Source organism: Pseudomonas parafulva NBRC 16636 = DSM 17004 (genome assembly GCF_000730645.1).
GTDB lineage: Bacteria > Pseudomonadota > Gammaproteobacteria > Pseudomonadales > Pseudomonadaceae > Aquipseudomonas > Aquipseudomonas parafulva.
The window spans coordinates 1-21,738 of sequence record NZ_BBIU01000045.1 but is presented as its reverse complement, the minus strand read 5'-3'; the positions used below and the strand labels follow the sequence as shown (position 1 = coordinate 21,738).

The 21,738-nt window shown below is 62.9% G+C and carries 21 protein-coding genes and 1 tRNA gene; 14 read left to right on the top strand and 8 right to left on the bottom strand.

What is annotated here, in order from left to right; genetic code table 11:
* Positions 1-11 precede the first annotated feature (11 nt).
* Complete coding sequence (gene argH, locus PPA02S_RS21895) at positions 12-1,409, bottom strand: argininosuccinate lyase (RefSeq protein ID WP_028635555.1); 1,398 nt, start codon at positions 1,407-1,409, stop codon at positions 12-14.
* 309 nt (positions 1,410-1,718) lie between these two features.
* Here argH and PPA02S_RS21890 point away from each other — a divergent pair, with 309 nt between their 5' ends.
* The 7 genes from PPA02S_RS21890 to PPA02S_RS21860 all read left to right on the top strand — a co-directional run bounded on the left by PPA02S_RS21890 (position 1,719) and on the right by PPA02S_RS21860 (position 8,171).
* Entirely contained in the window at positions 1,719-2,462 is a 744-nt protein-coding gene (locus tag PPA02S_RS21890) for a LytR/AlgR family response regulator transcription factor (RefSeq protein ID WP_028635554.1), read from the top strand.
* A 181-nt stretch (positions 2,463-2,643) separates the two neighbouring features.
* Positions 2,644-3,585 carry a hydroxymethylbilane synthase gene (gene hemC / locus PPA02S_RS21885; RefSeq protein ID WP_028635553.1) on the top strand — a complete coding sequence of 314 codons (942 nt, stop codon included), beginning with the start codon at positions 2,644-2,646 and terminating at the stop codon, positions 3,583-3,585.
* The gene (locus tag PPA02S_RS21880; protein ID WP_028635552.1) at positions 3,582-4,349 is read left to right on the top strand and encodes a uroporphyrinogen-III synthase; all 768 of its coding nucleotides are present in this window, start codon (positions 3,582-3,584) and stop codon (positions 4,347-4,349) included. Before hemC ends, PPA02S_RS21880 begins: the two co-directional genes overlap by 4 nt.
* A 44-nt stretch (positions 4,350-4,393) precedes the next feature.
* Entirely contained in the window at positions 4,394-5,494 is a 1,101-nt protein-coding gene (locus tag PPA02S_RS21875; RefSeq protein WP_028635551.1) for a uroporphyrinogen-III C-methyltransferase, read from the top strand.
* A complete protein-coding gene (locus PPA02S_RS21870; protein ID WP_028635550.1) occupies positions 5,491-6,729 on the top strand; it encodes a heme biosynthesis HemY N-terminal domain-containing protein in 1,239 nt (412 codons plus the stop codon). The genes PPA02S_RS21875 and PPA02S_RS21870 overlap by 4 nt, the downstream gene beginning before the upstream one ends.
* A 223-nt stretch (positions 6,730-6,952) precedes the next feature.
* Entirely contained in the window at positions 6,953-7,468 is a 516-nt protein-coding gene (locus PPA02S_RS21865) for a disulfide bond formation protein B (RefSeq protein ID WP_028635549.1), read from the top strand.
* A 232-nt stretch (positions 7,469-7,700) separates the two neighbouring features.
* Positions 7,701-8,171 (top strand): Rsd/AlgQ family anti-sigma factor, encoded by a 471-nt coding sequence (locus PPA02S_RS21860; protein WP_028635548.1) that lies wholly within the window; start codon positions 7,701-7,703, stop codon positions 8,169-8,171.
* Positions 8,172-8,180: 9 nt separating this feature from the next.
* Here PPA02S_RS21860 and PPA02S_RS21855 read toward each other — a convergent pair whose 3' ends face one another.
* Entirely contained in the window at positions 8,181-8,819 is a 639-nt protein-coding gene (locus tag PPA02S_RS21855) for an FKBP-type peptidyl-prolyl cis-trans isomerase (protein WP_028635547.1), read from the bottom strand.
* Between the two features lie 206 nt (positions 8,820-9,025).
* Here PPA02S_RS21855 and PPA02S_RS21850 point away from each other — a divergent pair, with 206 nt between their 5' ends.
* A complete protein-coding gene (locus PPA02S_RS21850) occupies positions 9,026-9,940 on the top strand; it encodes an AlgP family protein (protein WP_033728223.1) in 915 nt (304 codons plus the stop codon).
* Here the strand turns inward: PPA02S_RS21850 and PPA02S_RS21845 are convergent.
* Positions 9,916-10,398, bottom strand: coding sequence for a TIGR02444 family protein (locus PPA02S_RS21845; protein WP_033728222.1), 483 nt, complete (start codon positions 10,396-10,398; stop codon positions 9,916-9,918). The genes PPA02S_RS21850 and PPA02S_RS21845 overlap by 25 nt on opposite strands.
* Positions 10,399-10,448: 50 nt before the next feature.
* On the opposite strand from PPA02S_RS21845, the gene PPA02S_RS21840 reads away from it, so the two are divergent.
* The 4 genes from PPA02S_RS21840 (at position 10,449) to PPA02S_RS21825 (ending at position 14,252) form a co-directional block, all read left to right on the top strand.
* On the top strand, positions 10,449-12,359 hold the full coding sequence (locus PPA02S_RS21840) for an ATP-binding cassette domain-containing protein (protein WP_028635546.1): 1,911 nt from the start codon (positions 10,449-10,451) through the stop codon (positions 12,357-12,359).
* 131 nt (positions 12,360-12,490) lie between these two features.
* Positions 12,491-13,123, top strand: coding sequence for a LysE family transporter (locus PPA02S_RS21835; protein WP_028635545.1), 633 nt, complete (start codon positions 12,491-12,493; stop codon positions 13,121-13,123).
* Positions 13,124-13,301: 178 nt separating this feature from the next.
* Positions 13,302-13,544 (top strand): DUF2789 domain-containing protein, encoded by a 243-nt coding sequence (locus PPA02S_RS21830; protein ID WP_028635544.1) that lies wholly within the window; start codon positions 13,302-13,304, stop codon positions 13,542-13,544.
* Positions 13,545-13,613: 69 nt separating this feature from the next.
* Positions 13,614-14,252 carry an NADH:ubiquinone oxidoreductase subunit N gene (locus PPA02S_RS21825; protein WP_028635543.1) on the top strand — a complete coding sequence of 213 codons (639 nt, stop codon included), beginning with the start codon at positions 13,614-13,616 and terminating at the stop codon, positions 14,250-14,252.
* A 5-nt stretch (positions 14,253-14,257) separates the two neighbouring features.
* Here PPA02S_RS21825 and PPA02S_RS21820 read toward each other — a convergent pair whose 3' ends face one another.
* The 5 genes from PPA02S_RS21820 to PPA02S_RS21800 form a co-directional block, all read right to left on the bottom strand.
* Positions 14,258-14,695: a CBS domain-containing protein gene (locus PPA02S_RS21820; RefSeq protein ID WP_028635542.1), complete on the bottom strand. Its 438-nt coding sequence runs from the start codon at positions 14,693-14,695 to the stop codon at positions 14,258-14,260.
* Between the two features lie 167 nt (positions 14,696-14,862).
* Positions 14,863-16,593, bottom strand: a complete 1,731-nt coding sequence (locus PPA02S_RS21815) for a dipeptidase (protein ID WP_028635541.1) — start codon at positions 16,591-16,593, stop codon at positions 14,863-14,865.
* A 161-nt stretch (positions 16,594-16,754) separates the two neighbouring features.
* Positions 16,755-16,831 (bottom strand) — tRNA-Arg (locus PPA02S_RS21810).
* A gap of 112 nt (positions 16,832-16,943) precedes the next feature.
* Positions 16,944-17,807 (bottom strand): ABC transporter ATP-binding protein, encoded by an 864-nt coding sequence (locus PPA02S_RS21805; protein WP_042141867.1) that lies wholly within the window; start codon positions 17,805-17,807, stop codon positions 16,944-16,946.
* Positions 17,804-19,393: an ABC transporter permease gene (locus PPA02S_RS21800; RefSeq protein ID WP_080667916.1), complete on the bottom strand. Its 1,590-nt coding sequence runs from the start codon at positions 19,391-19,393 to the stop codon at positions 17,804-17,806. Before PPA02S_RS21800 ends, PPA02S_RS21805 begins: the two co-directional genes overlap by 4 nt.
* A gap of 297 nt (positions 19,394-19,690) precedes the next feature.
* Between PPA02S_RS21800 and PPA02S_RS21795 the strand changes: the two genes are divergently transcribed.
* Together PPA02S_RS21795 and PPA02S_RS21790 are read left to right on the top strand one after the other, a co-directional pair.
* On the top strand, positions 19,691-20,728 hold the full coding sequence (locus tag PPA02S_RS21795) for an ABC transporter substrate-binding protein (protein ID WP_028635538.1): 1,038 nt from the start codon (positions 19,691-19,693) through the stop codon (positions 20,726-20,728).
* Between the two features lie 37 nt (positions 20,729-20,765).
* Positions 20,766-21,671 carry a TauD/TfdA dioxygenase family protein gene (locus PPA02S_RS21790; protein ID WP_028635537.1) on the top strand — a complete coding sequence of 302 codons (906 nt, stop codon included), beginning with the start codon at positions 20,766-20,768 and terminating at the stop codon, positions 21,669-21,671.
* The last annotated feature ends 67 nt before the right edge of the window (positions 21,672-21,738 follow it).

The window sequence follows — 21,738 nt, the reverse complement described above, 5'->3', positions numbered from 1 at the left end:
CGCTGCGGCACCTAGGCCCGCTGGGCCAGCAGCGCCGTACCGCGGGCAACCGCCTCGCGCACCTGTGCCGGTGCCGTACCACCGATGTGGTTGCGGGCATTCACCGAGCCTTCCAGGGTCAGCACCGCAAACACGTCCTGCTCGATCTGGTCGCTGAACTGGCGCAGTTCCTCCAGGCTCATTTCGGCCAGGTCCTTGCCGGTGTCCACACCGTACTTCACCGCGTGGCCAACGATTTCGTGGCAGTCGCGGAACGGCAGGCCACGGCGTACCAGGTAGTCGGCCAGGTCGGTTGCGGTGGAGAACCCACGCAGGGCGGCTTCACGCATGATGGCGTGCTTGGGCTTGATGGCCGGGATCATGTCGGCAAAGGCGCGCAGCGAGTCGCGCAGGGTGTCTGCGGCGTCGAACAGCGGTTCCTTGTCTTCCTGGTTGTCCTTGTTGTAGGCCAGCGGCTGGCCTTTCATCAGGGTCAGCAAGCCTGTCAGGGCGCCAAACACGCGGCCGCTCTTGCCACGCACCAGCTCCGGCACATCCGGGTTCTTCTTCTGCGGCATGATCGAGCTGCCGGTGCAGAAGCGATCTGGCAGGTCGATGAACTGGAACTGCGCGCTGGTCCACAGCACCAGCTCTTCCGAGAAGCGCGACAGGTGCATCATCGCCACGCTGGCCGCAGCGCAGAATTCGATGGCGAAATCACGGTCCGACACGCCATCGAGCGAGTTGCCTGCCACGGCCTCGAAACCCAGCAGCTTGCACGTGAGCTCGCGGTCGATGGGGTAGGTGGTGCCGGCCAGTGCAGCGCTGCCCAATGGCATGCGGTTGGTGCGCTTGCGGCAATCCACCAGGCGCTCGTAATCGCGGCTGAGCATCTCGAACCAGGCCAGCAGGTGGTGGCCAAAGGTGACCGGCTGGGCGGTTTGCAGGTGGGTGAAGCCTGGCATGATGGTTTCGGCTTCGCGCTCGGCCTGTTCCAGCAGCCCTTTTTGCAGGCGGGTGATTTCGCCCAGGATCAGGTCGATTTCGTCACGCAGCCACAGGCGGATATCGGTAGCCACCTGGTCGTTGCGGCTGCGGCCGGTGTGCAGCTTCTTGCCGGTGATGCCGATGCGGTCGGTGAGGCGTGCTTCGATGTTCATGTGCACGTCTTCGAGGTCGACGCGCCAGTCGAAGGTGCCGGCTTCGATTTCGCCCTGGATGGTCTTGAGGCCATCGATGATGGTGTCACGCTCGGCATCGCTGAGGACGCCGACCTGTGCCAGCATGGTTGCGTGGGCAATCGAGCCCATGATGTCGTGGCGGTACAGGCGCTTGTCGAAGTCTACCGAGGCGGTGAAACGGGCGACGAAGGCGTCGACGGGCTCACTGAAGCGGCCGCCCCAGGACTGATTGGTCTTGTCAGTGCTCATGAATTCACTCATTGCAGGCGTGAACGAAAAAATTGCCGCGATGATAGCAGGGTTGGGCCCGCTGCCGCAGGGCGCAGGACGTAGTTAATCGACAGACGAAGGCCGCGCAAAACCGTTGCAGAGATTTTCAGGATTGAACGGCAGTGTTCCACGGACCGTCTACAGTTTGACAAGGGGCGGGCAGCGAATCTGCCGGCTCCAGTGAATCTTTGGCCATCGCACCGGTCTAGAGCGTGACACGCAGCATCGCTCCACTCACACCTGTCTACGCCATGACCGTGCAGACTCATTCAGGAATCCAGCGCAACTATGAATGTCCTGATCGTTGATGACGAACCCCAAGGCCGCGAACGCCTAAGCCGATTGCTCGGTGAACTCGAGGGTTACACCGTGCTGGAGCCAAGTGCCACGAACGGCGAGGAAGCGCTTGCACTGATTGAAAGCCTCAAGCCTGATGTGGTTTTGCTGGACATCGGCATGCCAGGGCTCGATGGCCTGCAGGTGGCCGCGCGCCTGTGCGAGCGCGAGGCGCCGCCGGCGTTGGTGTTTTGCACCGGTGACGACGAATATGGCGCCGAGGCATTCGACGGCAGCACCCTCAGCCATGTAGCAAAGCCAGTACAGCCGCAAACCCTGCGCGACGCGCTGCGCAAGGCGGACAAACCCAACCGTGCGCAACTGGCCGCGCTCACCCGGCCGGGCAGCGAAGGGGGTGGGCCACGCAGCCACATCAGTGCCAGAACCCGCAAGGGCATCGAGCTGATCCCCATACCCCAGGTGATCTATTTCATCGCCGATCACAAGTACGTGACCTTGCGCCATGAAGGTGGCGAGGTGCTGCTCGATGAACCGCTCAAGGCGCTGGAAGATGAGTTCGGTGATCGCTTCGTGCGTATCCATCGCAACGCGCTGGTCGCCCGCGAGCGTATCGAGCGCCTCCAGCGTACGCCGCTCGGCCATTTCCAGCTTTACCTCAAGGGGCTCGATGGTGACGCCCTTACAGTGAGCCGCCGCCACGTGGCCGGTGTGCGCAAAATGATGCAGAACCTCTAACGTTGCCGGCCTTCTCTACAGGGGCGGGCTTGCCCGCAACAGGCCGCCCAGCGGCCTCGATACACCTGCCCCCACTACTCCCGCCCCAGGTTCACCATCGCATCCGCTGTTGATCCGCATCTGCTAGTGCCTCTGACGATGCTGTTATCATCGGCGGTATTTCTAGGTATCGGGGCGTTACATGTCCACTCGCGAAATCCGCATTGCCACCCGTAAAAGTGCATTGGCCCTGTGGCAGGCCGAATACGTCAAAGCCCGTCTTGAGCAGGCTCACCCGGGCCTGCACGTGTCCCTGGTGCCGATGGTGAGCCGCGGCGACAAGCTGCTGGATGCTCCCCTGGCGAAGATCGGCGGCAAGGGCCTGTTCGTCAAGGAACTGGAAAACGCCCTGCTCGACAACGAAGCCGACATCGCTGTGCACTCGATGAAGGACGTCCCCATGGACTTCCCCGAAGGCCTGGGGCTGTACTGCATCTGCGAGCGCGAAGACCCGCGCGACGCGTTTGTCTCCAACCGCTTTGACAGCCTCCAGGCGCTGCCGGCCGGCAGTGTCGTCGGCACCTCAAGCCTGCGCCGGCAAACCCAGCTGCTGGCCCGCCGGCCCGACCTGCAAATTCGCTTTTTGCGCGGTAACGTCAATACGCGCCTGGCCAAGCTCGATGCCGGCGAATATGACGCGATCATTCTGGCGGCTGCCGGGCTGATTCGCCTGGGCTTCGAAGACCGCATCACCGACAGTATCAGCGTCGATGAGAGCCTGCCCGCTGGCGGCCAGGGCGCGGTCGGCATCGAGTGCCGCAGTGCCGACGCGCACATCCATGCCCTGCTGGCAGCCTTGCACCATGAGGACACCGCCGACCGCGTAGTCGCCGAGCGCGCCTTGAACAAGCGCCTGAACGGGGGCTGCCAGGTGCCCATCGCGTGCTATGCAGTGCTCGAGCAGGACCAACTGTGGCTGCGTGGCCTGGTTGGTCACCCGGATGGCGGCACTCTGCTGGTTGCCCAGGCCCGCGCGCCACGGGCGCACGCCGAAGCCCTGGGCATACAGGTGGCTGAAGACCTGCTGAGCCAGGGCGCCGAGGCTATCCTCAAGGAAGTCTATGGCGAGGCTGGGCACCCGTGAGCCCCTGGCGACTGTTGCTGACCCGGCCTGCCGAGGACTGCGCGGCGCTGTCGCAAAGCCTGGCTGACGCCGGGGTGGGTAGCAGTTGCCTGCCCTTGCTGGCCATCGAACCTGTACTTCCCGACGCCAGGCAGCGGGCGCTGCTGGGTGAGCTGGGGCAGTTTGGCGGCATTATCGTGGTAAGCAAGCCGGCTGCCAGGTTGCTGCTTGAACAGGTGGCCGCGTGTGGCCTGCCTATGCCGCCGCGCGGCTGGTTCACCGTGGGTGCAGCGACCGCTGCCGTATTGCAACAGGCAGGCCTGCACGTGAGCTACCCGGCGGCAGGCGATGACAGCGAAGCCTTGCTGGCGGTGCCAGCGCTGCGCCAGGCGGTGGCGGGTGCCGCCCCGCGCATGCTCATTGTGCGCGGCGTAGGAGGTCGCGAACTGCTGGCAGAGCGTCTTGCACAGCTAGGTGCCAGCGTCGAATATCTGGAACTGTATCGTCGCTGCCTGCCTGCTTACCCGGCAGGTACCCTGATGCAGCGCATCCACGCGGAACGCCTCAATGGCGTGGTGGTCAGCAGTGGGCAGGGTTTCGAACACTTGCAGCAGCTGGCTGGCACCGCGTGGCCGCAGATTGCGCGCATGCCGCTGTTCGTGCCGAGCCCGCGGGTAGCCGAGCAGGCCAGGGCCGCAGGGGCCCAACAGGTTGTGGATTGCCGTGGCGCCAGCGCCACGGCCTTGCTGGCAGCCGTGCAGCGCAGCGCTGCACCTGCCGATTAGGCGCTAAGCTGTACGCGATGCGCCCCCATGCAAAGGATGGATACGTGAGCGAGACTGTCTTGTCCAATAATGATCAAGCCGCGGCCCAGGTGCCGACGGAGCCCGTCACCCCCCCCTCCGGCAAACGCTCCGGCACCGGCCTGGCTGCGCTGGCCTTGCTGCTGGGCGCTGCGGGCGTTGGCGTCGGTGGCTGGGGTGCCTGGCAGGTGCACCAGCTGCAGGGCGATGAATTCGACCAGGGCCAGCACCTCGAAGCATTGAACCAGCGCGCCGAGGCGCTGCAGCAGCGTGAGCAGCAAATCAGCGCGCAGTTGGCCAGCCTGCCGGCGGCCAGCGAGCTGGAAGACCGCCGCCGGCTGGTTGCCCAGTTGCAAGGCGATCAGCAGCGCCTCAGCCAGCGGGTTGAAACCGTGCTGGGCGAAAGCCGCAAGGAGTGGCGCCTGGCCGAGGCCGAGCACCTGCTGCGCCTGGCGACCCTGCGCCTGTCGGCCCTGCAGGACATCACCAGTGCCAAGGCGCTGGTCGAGGGTGCGGACGAAATTCTGCGCGAACAGAGCGACCCGGGTGCCTTCGCTGCCCGCGAGCAACTGGCCCGCAGCCTCGCTACCCTCAGCAGCACCCAGCAACCCGACCGCACTGGCCTGTTCCTCAAGCTGGCCGCCCAGCGTGAGCAAGTGCAACAGCTCAGCGCCCAGTCGCCGGAGTTTTCCAGCGATGCCAATGCAATGGGCGCACTCACCGCAGATGGCGATGGCCCAAGCCGCCTGGCGCAGTGGTGGTCGGAAATCTCCAAGTACTTCCAGATCGACTTCAATGCCGACGACAACGTGCGGCCTCTGTTGGCAGGCCAGCAACTTAACCAGTTGCGCCTGGCACTGAGCCTCACCATCGAACAGGCCCAGTGGGCCGCGCTCAACGGTGATGCCAAGGTCTACACCCAGGCACTGGATGATGCCCGCAGCGTGCTGGTCGCCAACTTCAACGCCGATAACCCGCAAAGCAAGGCCATGCTCGATAGCCTCAACGCTCTGGCCGAGCAGCCGGTATCGGTGGTCACCCCTGACCTCAGCCAGAGCCTGGCTGCCGTGCAAAACTACATCCAGCGCCGCCACTTGCCGGCTGATGCCGAGGGGGGCAAGCCATGAAGCGCGTGTACCTGCTGGCGGTGCTGGCCATCGTGGTTGCCGCAGCACTGGGTGTGGCCGTGGCCAACCACAGCGGCTACGTGATGGTGTCCTATGGCAGTTTCCGTTATCAGTCCGGCTTGTGGGCTGCCCTGTTGGGGTTGCTCGCGGTGGTGGCGGTGTTGTTGTTGCTGCGCTTTCTGGTTGGGCTGGTGCTGGCCTCAAGCGGTGCGGTCAACCCCTGGTCGCGACGCAATCGCAGCCGGCGTAATCGGCTGGCCGTCGAGCAAGGGCAGCTGGACCTTGCCGAGGGCCGCTGGGCCAGTGCCCAGCGCCACCTGCACCGTGCCGCCGAGGCCGAGCGCCAGCCTTTGATGTACTACCTGGGTGCTGCACGTGCGGCGAACGAGCAGGGCCGCATCGAAGACAGCGACAACCTGCTGGAGCGCGCCCTCGAACGCCAGCCGCAAGCCGAACTGGCCGTTGCCCTGACCCATGCCCAGTTGCAGATGGACCGCGGGGATAGCGATGGCGCCTTGGAAACACTGCTGGCCATGCAACAACGCCATCCGCACAACACCCAGGTGCTGCGCCTGCTGCAACGCCTGCACCTGGAGCGCGGCGACTGGTCGGCACTGATCCGCCTGATGCCAGACCTGCGCAAGAGCAAGGTATTGCCGCCTGCCGAGCTGGCGGCGCTGGAGCGCCGTGCCTGGGGCCAGAACCTGAGCCTGGCAGCCACCCGTGGTGAAGATGCCCAAACCGCCCGGCAGGCCCTTGAACGCGCCTGGCAGCAATTGACGTCTGCCCAGCGCCAGGAGCCGCAGCTGGTGCTGGCCTATGCCGAGCAGCTACGCCAGGCAGGCGCCCAAAGCGAGGCCGAGCAGGTGCTGCGCGCTGCGCTCAAGCGCCAGTACGAAAGCCACCTGGCCCGGCTGTATGGTCTGGTTCGCGGTGATGACCCTGCGCGTCAGCTGCAAACCGCCGAAGGTTGGCTCAAAGAGCACCCGCAGGACGCCAGCCTGCTGCTCACCCTGGGTCGCCTGAGCCTGCAGAACCGTCTGTGGGGCAAGGCCAGGGATTATCTGGAAAGCAGCCTGCGCATGGAGCGCAACCCGGAAACCTGCGCCGAGCTGGCTCGGTTACTGGCGGGGTTGGGTGAAACCGAGCGCAGCAACCAGCTGTTCCAGGAAGGCCTTGGCCTGCTTGATGAGCGCCTGCTGGCGTTGCCCCTGCCAGAGAGCGTCCGCGCCTGAACCACCCCTGGGCCCGCGCAATGCAGCGGGCTTAGGGGGCGGGTAATTTCTCCACTGGTGTAGGTAAATTCTGCGGTCTTCGTCCTAAGGCCCTTCCTACCATGTAGCTGGAAATTTCCTTCGCCGTGCAGTGAATTGTCTGGGCAGTAGCGCCTTGAAACAAAGGATACGTTTCCTCTACCGTTTCAGGCCTACCCTACCAACCCCGGAACATTCAACGCCCATGCTGCCGGCCCGCTTGCGCACCTTCTTCCTACCTGCCTGCCTGGGCGCGCTCGTGGTGCTGATCGCCACCTTCCAATTGCAGGCAGCGCTGGCGCTTTCGCCTTGCCCATTGTGTTTCAGCCAGCGGTTGATGCTCGGGGGCTATGCGCTGGTATGCCTGCTGGCAACACTCCATGCCCCTGCCTCGCCAGGCAAACGCCGCTATGCGGGGGTTGCACTGGGCTGTGCGCTGGCCGGTGCCCTGCTGGCCGCACGGCACGTATGGCTGCAGGGCGCGGACGATGCCGGCCATGCCTGCCCGGTGCCGCTGGCGCGCCTGTTCAGGCAGTCCTGGAGCGAGGCCGCCCGGCAACTGTTGTTTGGCAGCGCCGACTGCAACTCGCTGGCCTGGAGCTTTCTGGACCTGACCCTTCCCGAGTGGAGCCTGCTGGCGTTCTTGCTGCTGGCCACGCTGCCGTTGGGCTATCTGCTGGCGAGCCGCATACATACCTTGGCAATGCGCGACCTCAAGTAGCTTGCACAGGCGCTGTGGGCCGCCAGCGCGACCAGTGGCCGTGTAACCGTGTATTAAACACTTGTACGAAGTTAGTCCGCTGCGTACCTTGAAGGGCAGCACGTGCGGGAATAATCTGCCTGCACGCATAACGCAAATACTACGGCTCGATGCCGTTCTGCTGATCCACTTTTGTGCCGCGAGGTTCGGGTACGAGGTGCAGCGGCATCTACCCAAAAGGGAAGAGATCGCCATGCTAGATAGTTGTCAGAATGCTCAGGAACGCTGGGGCGGGGTAAATAACCTGATCGACCGTTGGCTAGCGGAGCGCCAGGAACTGGTACACGCATTCGCTGCCCTGCGTGATGTGAAACCTGCCTTTGCCGACAAGGACACCAACGGCGACTTCTGCGCCTTGCTGGTGGATTATGTATCGGCCTGGCATTTCGAAGTGTGCGAACAGCTGATCAGCGAAGCCAAGGCGTTTGGCGATGAAAAAGCGCTGGAGCTGGCCGAAGAGATCAACCCTCGGATTATCGACATCACCCAGATTGCGCTGGCGTTCAACGACCATTGCGAAAAGGCCGAGTGCCGCGACACTGAGCGTTTTGCCGAGAAACTTGGCAAGCTGGGCAGCCTGTTGCACGAACGCTTTGAACTTGAAGACTGCCTGATCGAAGTGCTGCACACCGCGCACAAGGAAGAAGGCGCGGTTCAGGCCTGAGGCGCTGCGCTAGTCGCCTGCTTGCAGCAACTCGATTTCAAAGACCAGCGGAGTGTAGGGGGCGATGAGGTCACCCGCTCCGTCGGCGCCGTAGGCCAGTGCCGACGGGATCACCAGGCGCCACTTTGCGCCCACCCGCATCTGTGGCAATGCCACCCGCCAGCCCTCGATCACCGAGTTCAGGTTGAACCACTGCGGCGATTGGCTGCGGTCGAACACCGAGCCATCCGGTAGCCACCCTACGTAGTTCACCTGCACCTTGCCTGCCGCTTTTGGCTGAGCGCCACTGCCGGGTTGGATTTCGCTGTACAGAATGCCTTGTTGCAATTCATGTATGCCGTGACGCGCCCGCTCGTTGGCCATGAAACGCACTTCGGCGGCTTGTAACTTCTGCGTCGCCGTATCCGCCTGCTGAGTTTCATGTTGTTGTAGCAGTGCCTGCATACGCCCTTGTTCCAGCTTCAGCGGCTGGCCCTGGTACGACTGGCGCAGGCCTTCGACCAGGGCTTCCAGTTGCAGGCCGGGCATGTCCTGGCGCAAGCGCTCGCCCAAGCTGGCCCCCAGGCTGTAGGCGAGGTCGTGCTCGTCGTTATCGGCCATGCACAAAGGCGCCAGCAGGCACAAACCCAGAACAAAATAGCGCGGCATGGTCAGCCCCTGTGTGGATGAAGGGCCAAGTATGCCAGCCTTTGCTTGCAGCGCGGCTGTTCACCGCCGCTACACTTGGCGGGCGGCGCTACTGCAACTTTGCCCCGGCATGCAACAGGGCATGGATATTACGGTCAACATGCCCTAGCGGCGTCAGCAGCAGAAGCATAGTATGAGCCGTAATCTCGTCAGCCAGGAGGTAAGCCATGTCGGCTAAAAAGAAGCCAGTCAGTACGCCTTTACACCTGCTTCAACAACTTTCAGGTAGCCTGCTCGACCATTTGGAGGAAGCCTGCTCGCAAGCGCTGGCTGATGCGGAAAAATTACTCGCCAAGTTGGAGAAACAGCGCGGCAAGGCTCAAGAGAAACTGCACAATGGCCGTCTGAAACTGCAAGACGCCGCGAAGGCGGGTAAAGCCAAGTCGCAGTCCAAGGCGCAAAAGGCAGTGGGGGCGCTGGAAGAGCTGCTCGACTCCTTGAAAGACCGTCAAACCCAGACGCGTTCGTATATTCAGCAACTCAAGCGTGATGCTCAGGACAGCCTGAAGCTGGCACAGGGCGTGGGTAAGGTGCGTGAAGCTGCCACCAAGGCACTGGACCAGCGCGCCGCCCAGGCTGCCAAGCCCGTTGCGGCCAAACCTGCGGCCAAGGCCAGCGCGACCAAGCCTGCACCCAAGGCCGCCGCTGCCAAGCCTGCGGCAAAAACCGCGACCGCCAAGCCGGCAGGCAAGGCACCTGCTGCCAAACCCGCTGCCAGAACCCCTGCAGCCAAGCCAGCAGCCAAGCCAGCTGCAAAAACCGCCGCCGCCAAGCCTGCCGCCAAGCCTGCTGCCAAAGCTACTGCAGCAAAGCCGGCCACCACGTCAGCTGCGAAACCTGCAGCTAAACCTGCTGCCACGCGTACTGCGGCAAAACCTGCTGCCAAGCCCGCTGCAACAAAGTCGCCCAGCAGTGCCTCTACTGCCAAGGCCAAGCCCGCGGCCAAGGCACCTGCGCGGGCGGCTGCCAGCAAGCCTGCTGACGCCAAGCCGGCAGGCACTGCCAGCAGCAACTCGGCCACTGGCAGCACTACCGCCACGGCCGACACAGGCGCCGTTCAGACTTCGTCTTCGGCTTCCTGATACGCCATAGCCGCGGCGCGCAGCCGATCAAGCGCGTCGTGGCCCCTGGCAGAGCCTGGCGCAAGCCGGGCCAGCCAGTCGCCTGCGCCAGCGGGTGACCCGCAAGGCCACTGTGCAGCGCAGACCTGAAGGCGTTGTAGCAGGGTTTTTTCGGCTTGCAGCTCCATCCCTTTCAGTTGCTCACGCAGCAGCGCCAGTTGGCTGTCACTGCCAGCCGCTTCACGCCATTGCTGGCGCAGGCTGCGCAGCGGGGCGACCACCTCCCGTTGCCAGCGGCCGGCACAGCCCTGTAATGCGTGCGCGCGCTCATCGCTGAAAGGCACTGCGCGGGCCTGCAACCAGGTCGCGCACAGCAGCAGGCACACGTCCCCCCCTTGCCTTTGCAGCTCAAGGCACGCTGCCTCCACACCGGGCCTGGCATACAAGGCCAATGCGTGATTCCACAAGTCGCTTTGCATGGTTGTACCCGCGCTATGGGCCGAGGAAGCTGGTAGACTCCGCGACCATCATGATCAGACTATCCAACCTCACTTTACAGCGTGGTCCGCAGCGCTTGCTAGACGGCGCCGAGATGACCCTGCACACCGGTCACAAGGCCGGCCTGATCGGTGCCAACGGCGCCGGTAAATCCAGCCTGTTCGCCCTGCTGCGCGGTGAGCTGTCGCCCGATGGCGGCGACTGCCAGCTGCCTGGCGACTGGCGCATTGCCCATATGCGCCAGGAGGTCGATACCCTCGATCGCCTGGCGGTGGACTACGTGCTTGATGGCGATGTGCGCCTGCGCAAGGTCCAGGCCGCACTGGCCGAGGCTGAACAGCTGCATGACGGTACTGCCCTGGCCCGGCTGCACAGCGAGCTGGAAAGCGCCGATGGCTACACCGCCGACGCCCGTGCGCGCAAATTGCTGGCAGGCCTCGGGTTCACCAATGAGCAGATGGATCGCCGGGTGGGTGATTTCTCCGGTGGCTGGCGGATGCGCCTGAACCTGGCCCAGGCCTTGATGTGCCCGTCCGATCTGCTGTTGCTCGACGAGCCCACCAACCACCTGGACCTCGACGCCATCCTCTGGCTGGAAGACTGGCTCAAGAGCTACCCGGGCACGCTGTTGCTGATCTCCCACGACCGTGACTTCCTGGATGCGGTGGTCGACCATGTGCTGCACGTCGAGCAACGCAAGCTGAACCTGTACAAGGGGGGTTACACCGCCTTCGAGCGCACCCGTGCCGAGCGCCTGGCGCAGCAGCAGCAGGCGTACGAAAAGCAGCAGGCGCAGCGTGCGCACATGGAAAAGTACATCGCCCGCTTCAAGGCCCAGGCCACCAAGGCACGCCAGGCGCAAAGCCGTATCAAAGCCCTGGAACGCATGGAAGAGCTGTCGGCGGCGCATGTGGATTCGCCCTTCGATTTCGTGTTCCGCGAGTCGCACAAAATCTCCAGCCCGTTGCTGAGCCTGTCTGAAGGCCGTCTTGGTTACGCGGATAAGTCGGTACTCGACAAGGTCAAGCTGCAGCTCACGCCAGGGGCGCGCATCGGCCTGCTGGGCCCCAACGGTGCGGGCAAGTCCACGCTGATCAAGAACCTGGCGGGCGAGCTCCAGCCCCTGGCAGGGCGCCTGGTGCTGGGTGAAAACCTGGCTGTGGGCTATTTTGCCCAGCATCAACTGGACTCGCTGGACGACAAGGCCAGCCCGCTGCTGCACCTGCAGCGCATTGCCCCCGCCGAGCGCGAGCAGACCCTGCGCGACTTCCTGGGTGGCTTCGACTTCCATGGTGACCGTGTCGACGAGCCGGTGGTGAACTTCTCGGGTGGCGAAAAAGCCCGCCTGGCCTTGGCGCTGATCGCCTGGGAGCGGCCCAACCTGCTGCTGCTGGACGAACCTACCAACCACCTGGACCTGGAAATGCGCCTGGCGCTGACCATGGCCTTGCAGGAGTTTGCCGGTGCAGTCGTGGTGGTTTCTCACGATCGCCATCTGCTCAAAAGCACCACTGACGACTTCCTGCTGGTGGCCGATGGCAAGGTCGAGCCGTTCGATGGTGACCTAGACGACTACAGCCGCTGGCTGGTGGAATACCGCCAGCGCAGTGCGCCGGCCAGCAGCGCGGCCGTGAACCCGGACAAGACCGACAAGAAGGCCACGCGTCAGGCGGCTGCCGCCTTGCGTCAGCAACTGGCGCCGCACAAGAAGGCCGCTGACAAGCTTGAGGCCGAGCTTGGCCAGGTACACGCTCAGCTGGCCGAGATCGAAACCGCCCTTGGCGACGGCGGCCTGTATGAAGCTGCGCGCAAGGACGAGTTGCGGCAGTTGCTGGCACGCCAGAGCACACTCAAGCAGCGTGAAGGCGAGCTTGAGGAAGCGTGGATGGAGGCCCTGGAAACCCTCGAAGGCATGCAGGCCGAGCTCGAAACCTTGGGTTGAGCCTTAAGCTCATCGCCGGCAAGCCTCTTGCTGGCGATGGGCTACCGCCGAGCCCCTTAAAATCTTCTGGTCATTTTTTCATCGGCGCCTTAGCTTAACGTTTTGCAACATGTGTTCGAGCGAGGTGTGCGATGTCTATGGAAGTGTGGTTGGGCTTTTTTGCCGCGTGCTGGGTGATCAGCCTGTCACCGGGCGCCGGGGCAATCGCCTCGATGTCCAGCGGCCTGCAATATGGTTTCTGGCGTGGGTACTGGAATGCCTTGGGGCTGCAGCTCGGGCTGCTCATGCAGATCGCCATCATCGCTGCGGGTGTGGGGGCCATCCTCGCCGCCTCCGCAACCGCGTTCCAGTTCATCAAGTGGTTCGGTGTGGCCTATCTGGTGTACCTGGCCTACAAGCAATGGCGCGCCTTGCCCCTGGACATGACCGATGAATCTGGCGTACGCCCCATCGGCAAACCGCTGAGCCTGGTGTTCCGCGGCTTCCTGGTCAATGTCAGCAACCCCAAGGCCCTGGTGTTCATGCTGGCGGTACTGCCACAGTTCATCAACCCGCATGCACCGCTGCTGCCGCAGTACATTGCCATCGCCGTGACCATGGTGGCTGTCGATATGCTGGTAATGGCCGGTTACACCGGCCTTGCCTCGCGGGTACTGCGCCTGCTGCGTACGCCGCGGCAGCAAAAGCGCCTGAACCGCACCTTTGCCGGGCTGTTCATTGGCGCTGCCACGTTCCTGGCAACCCTGCGCCGCGCCCCGGTCTGACTGCCGAGGGGCTGCCTGCAGCCCCTCGCTACCTGCAGCGCCCGGACAAATATACGGGTTATTTCGAGTCTTCCCTGGCTGCGTGCGGTCTATCCACAGGCGGATGATCGCGTTCAGCAAGCTTTCACATCATGCCGTGCCCTGGCTCAGTAGCCGAAGCCGGTATCTAGGAGGAACCATGGATAGCCCGACTCATCATTTTTCTGAGATTTTCAAGCAGCTGGGTCTACCTGACGACCCCGTGGAAATCGACCGTTTCATCACCACCCATTCGCCCCTCGACGAGGATGTGAAGCTGGTGGATGCGCCGTTCTGGAGCGATGCCCAGCGCGCTTTTCTCAAGGAAAGCTACACCGCCGACGCCGACTGGATCCCAATGATCGACCAGTTGAACGAGGCGCTGCATTCGAGCAAGAAATAAAGCGCCGAGCGGCACCTGAAGGGTGATTGGCCGTTGCTATGCTCAGGTAAACAATAAGGGGATAGCGCGATGAAAGATCCCTATGCATCGGGTTTCTGGTGCGCCTTGTTGATCCTGGGCACGCTCACGGCCAGTTACTTCTACGGTATCCGCCAAGCCTATTACCTGAACCAGGCTGTGCATTTTTTGTACGCTGCTGCTGCGGTTATCGTCGCCTATTCACTCACCACGCTCACCTGGATCGCCTGGCAACAGCTGCGCTTGAACAAGCGTGAAGTGGTGCAGGGCCACACCTTGCTGACCATCTGGAACACCAAAGTGGCGCTGCGCCGTGTAGAAACGGTGTTCGACCGGTACTTCTGGGGCAGCTACTGGCACTCAGGCCGAACCTTCGAGGAGGTGATGGGGGAGCTAAAGGGCACACCGCTCGACCAGAGCCTGGATGCACTGAAATGCCAATGCCGGGCACTCGACCGTGAAGTGCATGATCACCATCACCACTGGTTGGCCAACGCCCGTGACCTCTCCAGCGTGGCACAGGCAATGGCGCGAGAGCGCTATCAGCTGGACCTGGGCGAGGCAATGCCGCAATACGACGGCACTACCACAGTACTCAACCGAGACCTGGAAGTACTGGTGTATACCTGGTCAGCGCGCCTGCGCAGTTTCGACCACCAGCTGGACGAGCTGGAGCGCGCTTACCACTGACAGCCTCATTCGCCCCGGATGTACTGTTCCAGTTTCACAATCAGGCCGGCCTGTTCTGCAATGGTTTCCTTGACCAGGTCACCGATCGACAACAGCCCAAGCAGCTCGCCGTTGCTGACCACCGGCAGGTGGCGCAAGTGACGGTTGGTCATCAGGTTCATGCAGTACTCCAGGTTCTGCTTCGGCTCCACGGTCACCACGGGCGCACTCATGATGTCACGCACTGGCGTAGCGGCGGATGAGCGGCCTTTCAACACCAGCTTGCGCGCATAATCACGCTCACTGACGATTCCGATAACCTGGTTGCCCTCAACCACAGGCAGCGCGCCGATGTTTTTCTCGGCCAGCAGCTTGAGTGCGTCGAGCACCGAATCGTCCGGGCCGATGGTGTGGACGGTCTGGTGCTCGGACTTGCTCTTGAGGATCTGCTCGACGTTCTTCATACGGGCCTCTGCGGGTGGTGTGGTGCGTGAGTTACTAAAGCATCCGGCACGCCAGCCTGCACGGCAATGCAGGAAACGGCATCGAGCCGATTGAAAAACGTCATGACCCTCGCCAAGGCGCTTTTTTCAGCTGATACCGCCCCCGCCTGAATGCAGTGAATCCCGCCTCAGAGCTTCGGCATTTGCCCGATACGCGCGACCATTTCACTCACGATCTGCAAGTCCAGCATGAACTGCTCCACGGTCTTGAACTCGTTGTCGTTGTGCCCGGTGTATTTCACGTTTGGCATCGCCAGGCCGAATTGCACGCCGTTGGGCAAGTCGTGCACTGAAGTTGCACCTGCCGAGGTGCCGAACTCGTGCTTCATGCCCAGGTTCTCGGTGGCCACTGCCAGCAGCGCTTTCACCCACTCACCCTCAGGGTTGCGGTACATCGGCTCGTCCAGGCTGTAGTCGAATGCCACCGAGGTGTGGCTTTGCTCGCTCCATTTGCCGAGCTTCCCAGCGATTTCATCCTGGATCGTGGCAATGGGCTTGCCTTTGGGGATGCGCAGGTTCACGGCAAGCTTCAGGCCCTTGTCATCCACACCAACGAATGTCGGCGAAGCGGTCAGCGGCCCCATGAAGGCGTCTTTGTAAGCAATGCCCAGCTTGTTGCCAAGGTAGTCCAGGCCCCAATTCTCTGCCGCGTAGCGGGCTGCATCGGTGAACTGGTTTTGCTTGAGCGGCACCTGTGGGCCCAGCCCGTTGATGAAGCCCAGCATGCGCGCCACCGGGTTCACGCCCGACTCCGGTTCGGAAGAGTGCGCCGACACGCCGGCCACCGTCAGCACCACCTTGTTGCCTTCGGCCTTGGCCTCGATGCTGAAGTCGCCGCCATTACGTTTGACATAGTCGGCTCCTGCGTCGCTCAGGCTTTTTGCCACGGCAGCGGGGTTGTCTGCGACCAGGGTGGCCACCGATGTGGTGGGGATCTGATTGGTGGCAAGCCCGCCGGTCAGGCCGGTGATTTCAGCACCGGTGCCGCTGGCCGCGCGCTTGTTGAAGGTCGCCATGACCGTGCCATAGCCTTTTTCGGCGATGACCACCGGGTAGCCGCCGTCCAGCGCCAGGTTGTAGTCCGGCGTGGGGTTGCGCTCGAAATAGTAGGGGATGGCATCGCCGGTGGTTTCTTCGGTGGTGTCGATCAGCAGTTTGAACTGCCGTGCGAGCGGCAGGTTTTCGTCTTTTGCCACCTTCAGCGCGTACATCGCCACCACGATACCGTTCTTGTCATCCTCCGTACCGCGGCCATACATGCGGTCACCCACCAAGGTGACCTTGAACGGGTCCAGGCGTGTACCGTCGGGCAATTTCCAGTTATCCGGGTTCACCGGTACTACGTCGGCGTGGGCATGTAGGCCGACGACTTCCTTGCCGCTGCCCAGCGAAATCTCGTAAACGCGGTTGTCGATGTTGCGGAAGGTCAGGCCAAAGTCATGCGCCAAGGCCTTTATCTTGTCGGCGATCTTCAAAAACGCCGGGTTCTGATACTGAGGGGTACCGTCGACGTTGAAGGTTGGAATGGCAACCAGTTCACGCAAGGTTTCGGTCGCGGCCTTGCCGTACTTGATGCGGGTATACAGGCCGAGCAGGCGGTTCACTTCATGCTGCTGCTCGGCTGCCAAGGGCTTGCCTGCCAGGTAGGCATCCAGGGTACTGGCCAGGTCGTCGGCCTTGGCCAGTTCACTGCCCTTGAGCTTGCCGAGGAACTGCTTGAAGTCGTCAGGGTTGCTGCCTTCGAAGGCTTTGACGATGGCAGTGGATTGCTGTTGGCTGAGGTTGGCCTGGGCGGGCAGGGCGAACAAGCCGATGCCGGCCGCCAGCAGGGAAGTGGTGATCAGGTTTTTCAGGTACATGAGTGCGCGCATTCTTTCGCCAATCATTGTTGTGGGCCCGTTTTGGAAAACGGGGAGACGCCCACGCTATCATTAATGGCCCGTGGTACGGGAGTACCAGGAATGCGACATGTCGCACAAACGAAAAAGCCCCAGGCACTGGCCTGGGGCTTTTTTTGATATGGCGCACTCGGCGGGATTCGAACCCACGACCCCTGCCTTCGGAGGGCAGTACTCTATCCAGCTGAGCTACGAGTGCAACGCGCACGCATGATACCCATCTCGGCCGGTGTCGTCCATCGCCTTGATCTGTAGCTGTTTTCTTGCCTGCTCAACTCAAGGGCCTGCGCGGCTGAAGCCTCCCAAATCGATCATAGTGCGATCAGCTCTGGCCGCAGGCCCTCGACACGCGGGGCTGGCGGCGGCAGGTAGCCCCCGTGCCCGGTAATCTGATGCAGCACCTGCTCACGTAGCGCGTGCAGCGCAACACCTGTGCGCAGCCTGGGGTGCGGCAGGTCGATCTGCACCACCGACTTGATACGGCCTGGGCGCGGTTCCAGCACCACTACCCGATCGGCCAGGTACGTCGCCTCCTCGGCGTCGTGGGTTACCAGCAAGGTGGTGATGCCGGCGCGTTCACGGATGGCCAGCAGTTCATCCTGCAGTTGCTGGCGGGTCAGTGCATCGAGCGCGCCAAAAGGCTCGTCGAGCAACAGGATACGTGGGCTTGCCACCAGGCCGCGGGCGATGGCTACGCGTTGTGCCATGCCGCCAGACAACTGGTGCGGGTACGCCGATTCGAACCCCACCAAGCCCACCAGCTGCACGAACTCGTGCACGCGGCGGGCGCGCTCGCCCTGCGTCAGGTGCTCGTTTACCAAACCCAGGGCGATGTTCTGCTCCACGCTCAGCCAGGGGAACAGGCGGTGTTCCTGGAACACGATACCGCGTTCGCCGCCAATACCGCTCACGGGTTTGCTATCCACCTGGATGCTGCCGCTGTAGTCGGTATCCAGCCCCACCAGCAGGCGCAGCAGCGTGGATTTGCCGCAACCGGAAGCACCGACAATGGCAACGAAGTCGCCTTCGCGGATCGACAGGTTGAAGTTGTGGATGGCCTCGAAGGGGCGGCCATCGACGGTGAACACTTTGCCGACCCCTTCGAAACTCACCAGCGGCGGGCGAACATCGGCCTGGTTGGCCGCTTTCATGTGCGAAGTGTTTAGAGCGTTCATGCGGTTCTCCAGCGCGTTGCGCGTGATTCCAGGCGTTGCCCAAGGGTGCCGAGCAGGGCGCCGATAAGGCCGATCAGAACCATGGCAGCCATCACCTGGTCCATGCGGAACAATTGCTGCGCGCCGATCATCAGGCTGGCGATGCCGCCGTCCGAGGGCATGAAGTACTCAGCCCCGATCGTGCCCAGCCAGGCGTAGATCAGTGACAGGCGCAGCCCGGCAAAAATGCCCGGCGCCGCGCCGGGCAGCACCAGAAGGCGCAGGCGTTGCCACAGGTTCAGGCGCAAGGTGCGGGCGGCTTCGCCCAACTGCGGCGAGAGGCTGGCAATGCCACGTTGTGTGGCGATCATCAGCGGGAAGAACGCTGCCAGCCCTACGAAGACATGCTTGGCGGCCTCACCCAGGCCGAACCATGCAGTGAGCAGCGGCACCCAGGCAAACAGTGCCACTTGCCGCAAGGCCGACAGGCTGGGCCCGAACAGGCGTTCGGCCGTGGTTGAAAGGCCAAGCAGCAACCCGACCAGCAGGCCTGCACCGCCACCCAGTATCAGGCCGGTCAGGGTGCGTTGCAGGCTAGCCAGCAACGCCTGGGGTAAGGAGCCGTCCGCCAGGCCGTCAAGCAGCGTATGCAGGACCTGCAGCGGGGAGGTCAGGATATTGGTGTCGACCCAACCATAGCGGCTGCTGGCCTGCCACGCCGCCAGCAGCGCCACGGGCAGCAGCAGGCTCTGCCAGCTGCGCGGCACCGCCCCGTGCCGTTGCTCTCCTGTGGCTGCTTGTGGCCAGAACAGCAGGCGCTTTTCCAAAGCCGAAAAACTGCGCTCCAGCAGTGCCCCCACCAGGCCGATGACCAGAATGCACAGCATGACCAGATCGAGCATGAACAGCTGCCGCCCCCACACCATCAGGTAACCGATGCCTTCGCTCGAGGCCAGCAGCTCGACGGCTAGCAGTGATGTCCAGCCCGTGGCCAAGACCAGCCGCACGCCGGTGAGAAACGCCGGCAAGGCTGCCGGCAGCAGCAGGCGCAGCAACAGCAGGTGGCGTGGCAGCCGTAAGGCCAAGGCGGCTTCGCGCAACTTGGGCTGGGCATCGCGTACGCCCACCAGTGTGTGCAGGGTCACCGGCACTACCACGGCCTTGACCAGCACCACCAGCTTCAGCCATTCACCTATGCCGAAGAACAGCATGAAAAGCGGGATCCAGGCCAGTGTCGGTATCTGTGCCAGCGCAATGAATGTTGGCAGCACCAGCGTCTGCGCCTGGCGTGACGCCCCCAGCCACACCCCCAGCAACAAGCCGCTGCCGATCCCGAGAGACAGCCCCCAGAACAGACGCTGCAAGCTTATCCACAGGTGCCCCCACAGTTCGCCCGAGCCGAACTCCACGGCGCTTTCCCATACCCGTGCTGGTGCGGGCAGGATCTGCTCACTCATCCAGTGCTGTTGTGTCGCGGTCAGCCACAGGGCGGCAACCGTCAAAGGCACCAGCCATGGCAGGCTTTGGCGCATGAAACGTTGACCGGCGTGTGAGCCGGGCAGGGCACTTGGCAGCCAGAATCGTGTTGTGCCTGAAGCTCCATTCATCAGCCGAATCTCGAAGGTTTGTGGTTTATTCACTTATGGAATTAAAAATGTCCATGGGTGATCTTCAAGAGATAAGAGCACGGTGTTCTCGCCTGATGAAACCCTCCAGGCATTGCGTTTTCCTCATATTTTCCATGCGTTTTTTGCAAGCCTGCCCGCAGAAGGCATGAACGCTCGTTTATGCCATTCGGTTACAAAAAAATGAGTTTTTGGTCTTTGTAGCTTTTATCCAGCGCGGCCTAGCTTCAGCCCTCAACGCCGGGTGTTTCCGGCGGCGGCCTGCCCTGGAGCCTTGCCATGAAAACCCCATTGCGACATCTGATCACCACCTTTGGGCTGGCCATCAGCCTGAACATTCAGGCCGCTGAACCGGCCAACCCATCGAGCATTCGCATCGCTGTGCCGGACCTGAGCGCGGGCAGCAAGCCCAGTGCCGGTGGCGTGGTGGATGTGTTGCGTAACCAGCAGCTGCTGGAAGGGGAGTTCGCCAAAGACGGTATTCGTATCGACTGGCATTTCTTCAAGGGGGCGGGCCCTGCGGTCAACGAAGCCTTGGCCAACGGGCAAGCCGACTTTGCCTACCTGGGTGACCTGGCTGCCATCGTCGGCAAGGCCAACGGGCTGGATACCCGGGTGCTGGCCGCCGGTGTGCGGGGGGTAAAAAGCTACCTGGGCGTGGTGCCCGGCTCGGGTATCAAAAGCCTGCACGATCTCAAGGGCAAGCGCGTGGCGGTATTCCGCGGCACTGCCAACCAGCTGTCGTTCGCCAGTGCCCTCGCCAGCCAGGGGCTGACCGAGCGTGACCTGAAAGTCATCAACCTCGACTTCAACGCTGCCAACGCCGCACTGGCGGCCAGGCAGATCGACGCCACCTGGGGCTTGTCCACCCTGCTGTCGTTGCGCGAGCGCGGCCTGGTCGAAATACCGGTCAGCTCCCGCGACCTGCTCGGGGCAGGGGGTACCCAATCGGTGTTGCTGGGCACGGGCGATTTCATCCGCAAATACCCGCAACTGGTGCAGCGCCTGGTCAACGCGCAGGAGCAGGCAAGCACCTGGCTGCGAAACGAACGCAACCGCGAGGCCTACCTGGAACTGGTGGCCAGCAACGCCAATTGGCCGCTCAGCATTCTGCGTGATGACCTGGCCAAGGAAGACCTCGCCCAGTACTTCGACCCGCGCCTGGACCCTGGCTTCATCAGCCAGTTGCAGCAGGGCGTTGACCTGGCTGCCAAGGAGCGCCTGATCCGCCGTGGCTTCCAGGTGGCCGATTGGGTCGAACCCCGCTTCCTCGATGCTGCATTGCAGCAGGAACATGCGGTACAGGCCGCGCGCTGAACCCTCAACCCCCACAAGCAAAGCAAGGACCACAACCATGAGTAACGCTGCCCTGGCCACCGTGCCGCACACCCTTGACCTCGACATTCAACCGGTTGCCGGCCGTATCGGCGCACAGATCCACGGCGTGAAGCTGTCTGCCGACCTGGACGCTGCCACCGTGGCGGCCATCCAGGCTGCGCTGGTGCAGCACAAGGTGATCTTCTTCAGGGACCAGGGCCATCTGGACGATGCGAGCCAGGAAGGCTTTGCCAAACTGTTGGGCGAGCCGGTCGCTCACCCGACCGTGCCAGTGGTGGAGAACACCCGTTATCTGATGCAGCTCGACGGTGCCCAAGGCCAGCGCGCCAACTCGTGGCATACCGACGTGACCTTCGTCGACGCCTACCCCAAGGCGTCCATCCTGCGCAGCGTGGTGGCACCGGCGTCGGGTGGCGACACGGTGTGGGCCAACACCGCAGCGGCCTACCAGGAACTGCCTGAAGCGCTGCGCAACCTGGCTGACTCGCTGTGGGCGGTGCACAGCAACGAGTACGACTATGCAACGCTCAAGCCCGACGTGGACCCTGCCAAGCTCGAGCACTACCGCAAGGTGTTTACCTCAACCGTGTACGAAACCGAACACCCGGTGGTGCGGGTACACCCGGTCAGTGGTGAGCGAGTCTTGCAACTGGGGCACTTTGTGAAGCGTATCAAGGGCTATTCCCTGGCCGACTCACAGCACCTGTTCGCCGTGTTGCAGGGCCATGTGACGCGCCTTGAGAACACCGTACGCTGGCGCTGGCAGGCCGGGGACGTGGCCATCTGGGATAACCGTGCGACCCAGCATTACGCTGTGGATGACTACGGCACCCAGCCCCGGGTGGTTCGCCGTGTGACCCTGGCCGGTGAGGTGCCGGTGGGGGTGGATGGTCAACAGAGCCGCACCACGCGCAAGGGTTGAGATTACGCAGCGGCTTACAAGTTGTGCTCTAGGCCCATGAATGATGATGGGGCTGTGGATGCTCTGT

Excerpts from the sequence above, each read along its gene's own strand:
- PPA02S_RS21825 (WP_028635543.1), top strand. The coding sequence starts at position 13,614 with ATGAAAGATCCCTATGCATCGGGTTTCTGGTGCGCCTTGTTGATCCTG.
- PPA02S_RS21865 (WP_028635549.1), top strand. The coding sequence starts at position 6,953 with ATGCTGCCGGCCCGCTTGCGCACCTTCTTCCTACCTGCCTGCCTGGGC.
- PPA02S_RS21860 (WP_028635548.1), top strand. The coding sequence starts at position 7,701 with ATGCTAGATAGTTGTCAGAATGCTCAGGAACGCTGGGGCGGGGTAAAT.
- hemC (WP_028635553.1), top strand. The coding sequence starts at position 2,644 with ATGTCCACTCGCGAAATCCGCATTGCCACCCGTAAAAGTGCATTGGCC.
- PPA02S_RS21870 (WP_028635550.1), top strand. The coding sequence starts at position 5,491 with ATGAAGCGCGTGTACCTGCTGGCGGTGCTGGCCATCGTGGTTGCCGCA.
- PPA02S_RS21815 (WP_028635541.1), bottom strand. The coding sequence starts at position 16,593 with ATGTACCTGAAAAACCTGATCACCACTTCCCTGCTGGCGGCCGGCATC.
- PPA02S_RS21795 (WP_028635538.1), top strand. The coding sequence starts at position 19,691 with ATGAAAACCCCATTGCGACATCTGATCACCACCTTTGGGCTGGCCATC.
- PPA02S_RS21845 (WP_033728222.1), bottom strand. The coding sequence starts at position 10,398 with ATGCAAAGCGACTTGTGGAATCACGCATTGGCCTTGTATGCCAGGCCC.
- PPA02S_RS21835 (WP_028635545.1), top strand. The coding sequence starts at position 12,491 with ATGTCTATGGAAGTGTGGTTGGGCTTTTTTGCCGCGTGCTGGGTGATC.
- PPA02S_RS21790 (WP_028635537.1), top strand. The coding sequence starts at position 20,766 with ATGAGTAACGCTGCCCTGGCCACCGTGCCGCACACCCTTGACCTCGAC.
- PPA02S_RS21855 (WP_028635547.1), bottom strand. The coding sequence starts at position 8,819 with ATGCCGCGCTATTTTGTTCTGGGTTTGTGCCTGCTGGCGCCTTTGTGC.
- PPA02S_RS21830 (WP_028635544.1), top strand. The coding sequence starts at position 13,302 with ATGGATAGCCCGACTCATCATTTTTCTGAGATTTTCAAGCAGCTGGGT.
- argH (WP_028635555.1), bottom strand. The coding sequence starts at position 1,409 with ATGAGCACTGACAAGACCAATCAGTCCTGGGGCGGCCGCTTCAGTGAG.
- PPA02S_RS21805 (WP_042141867.1), bottom strand. The coding sequence starts at position 17,807 with ATGAACGCTCTAAACACTTCGCACATGAAAGCGGCCAACCAGGCCGAT.
- PPA02S_RS21890 (WP_028635554.1), top strand. The coding sequence starts at position 1,719 with ATGAATGTCCTGATCGTTGATGACGAACCCCAAGGCCGCGAACGCCTA.
- PPA02S_RS21840 (WP_028635546.1), top strand. The coding sequence starts at position 10,449 with ATGATCAGACTATCCAACCTCACTTTACAGCGTGGTCCGCAGCGCTTG.
- PPA02S_RS21820 (WP_028635542.1), bottom strand. The coding sequence starts at position 14,695 with ATGAAGAACGTCGAGCAGATCCTCAAGAGCAAGTCCGAGCACCAGACC.
- PPA02S_RS21800 (WP_080667916.1), bottom strand. The coding sequence starts at position 19,393 with ATGAATGGAGCTTCAGGCACAACACGATTCTGGCTGCCAAGTGCCCTG.
- PPA02S_RS21850 (WP_033728223.1), top strand. The coding sequence starts at position 9,026 with ATGTCGGCTAAAAAGAAGCCAGTCAGTACGCCTTTACACCTGCTTCAA.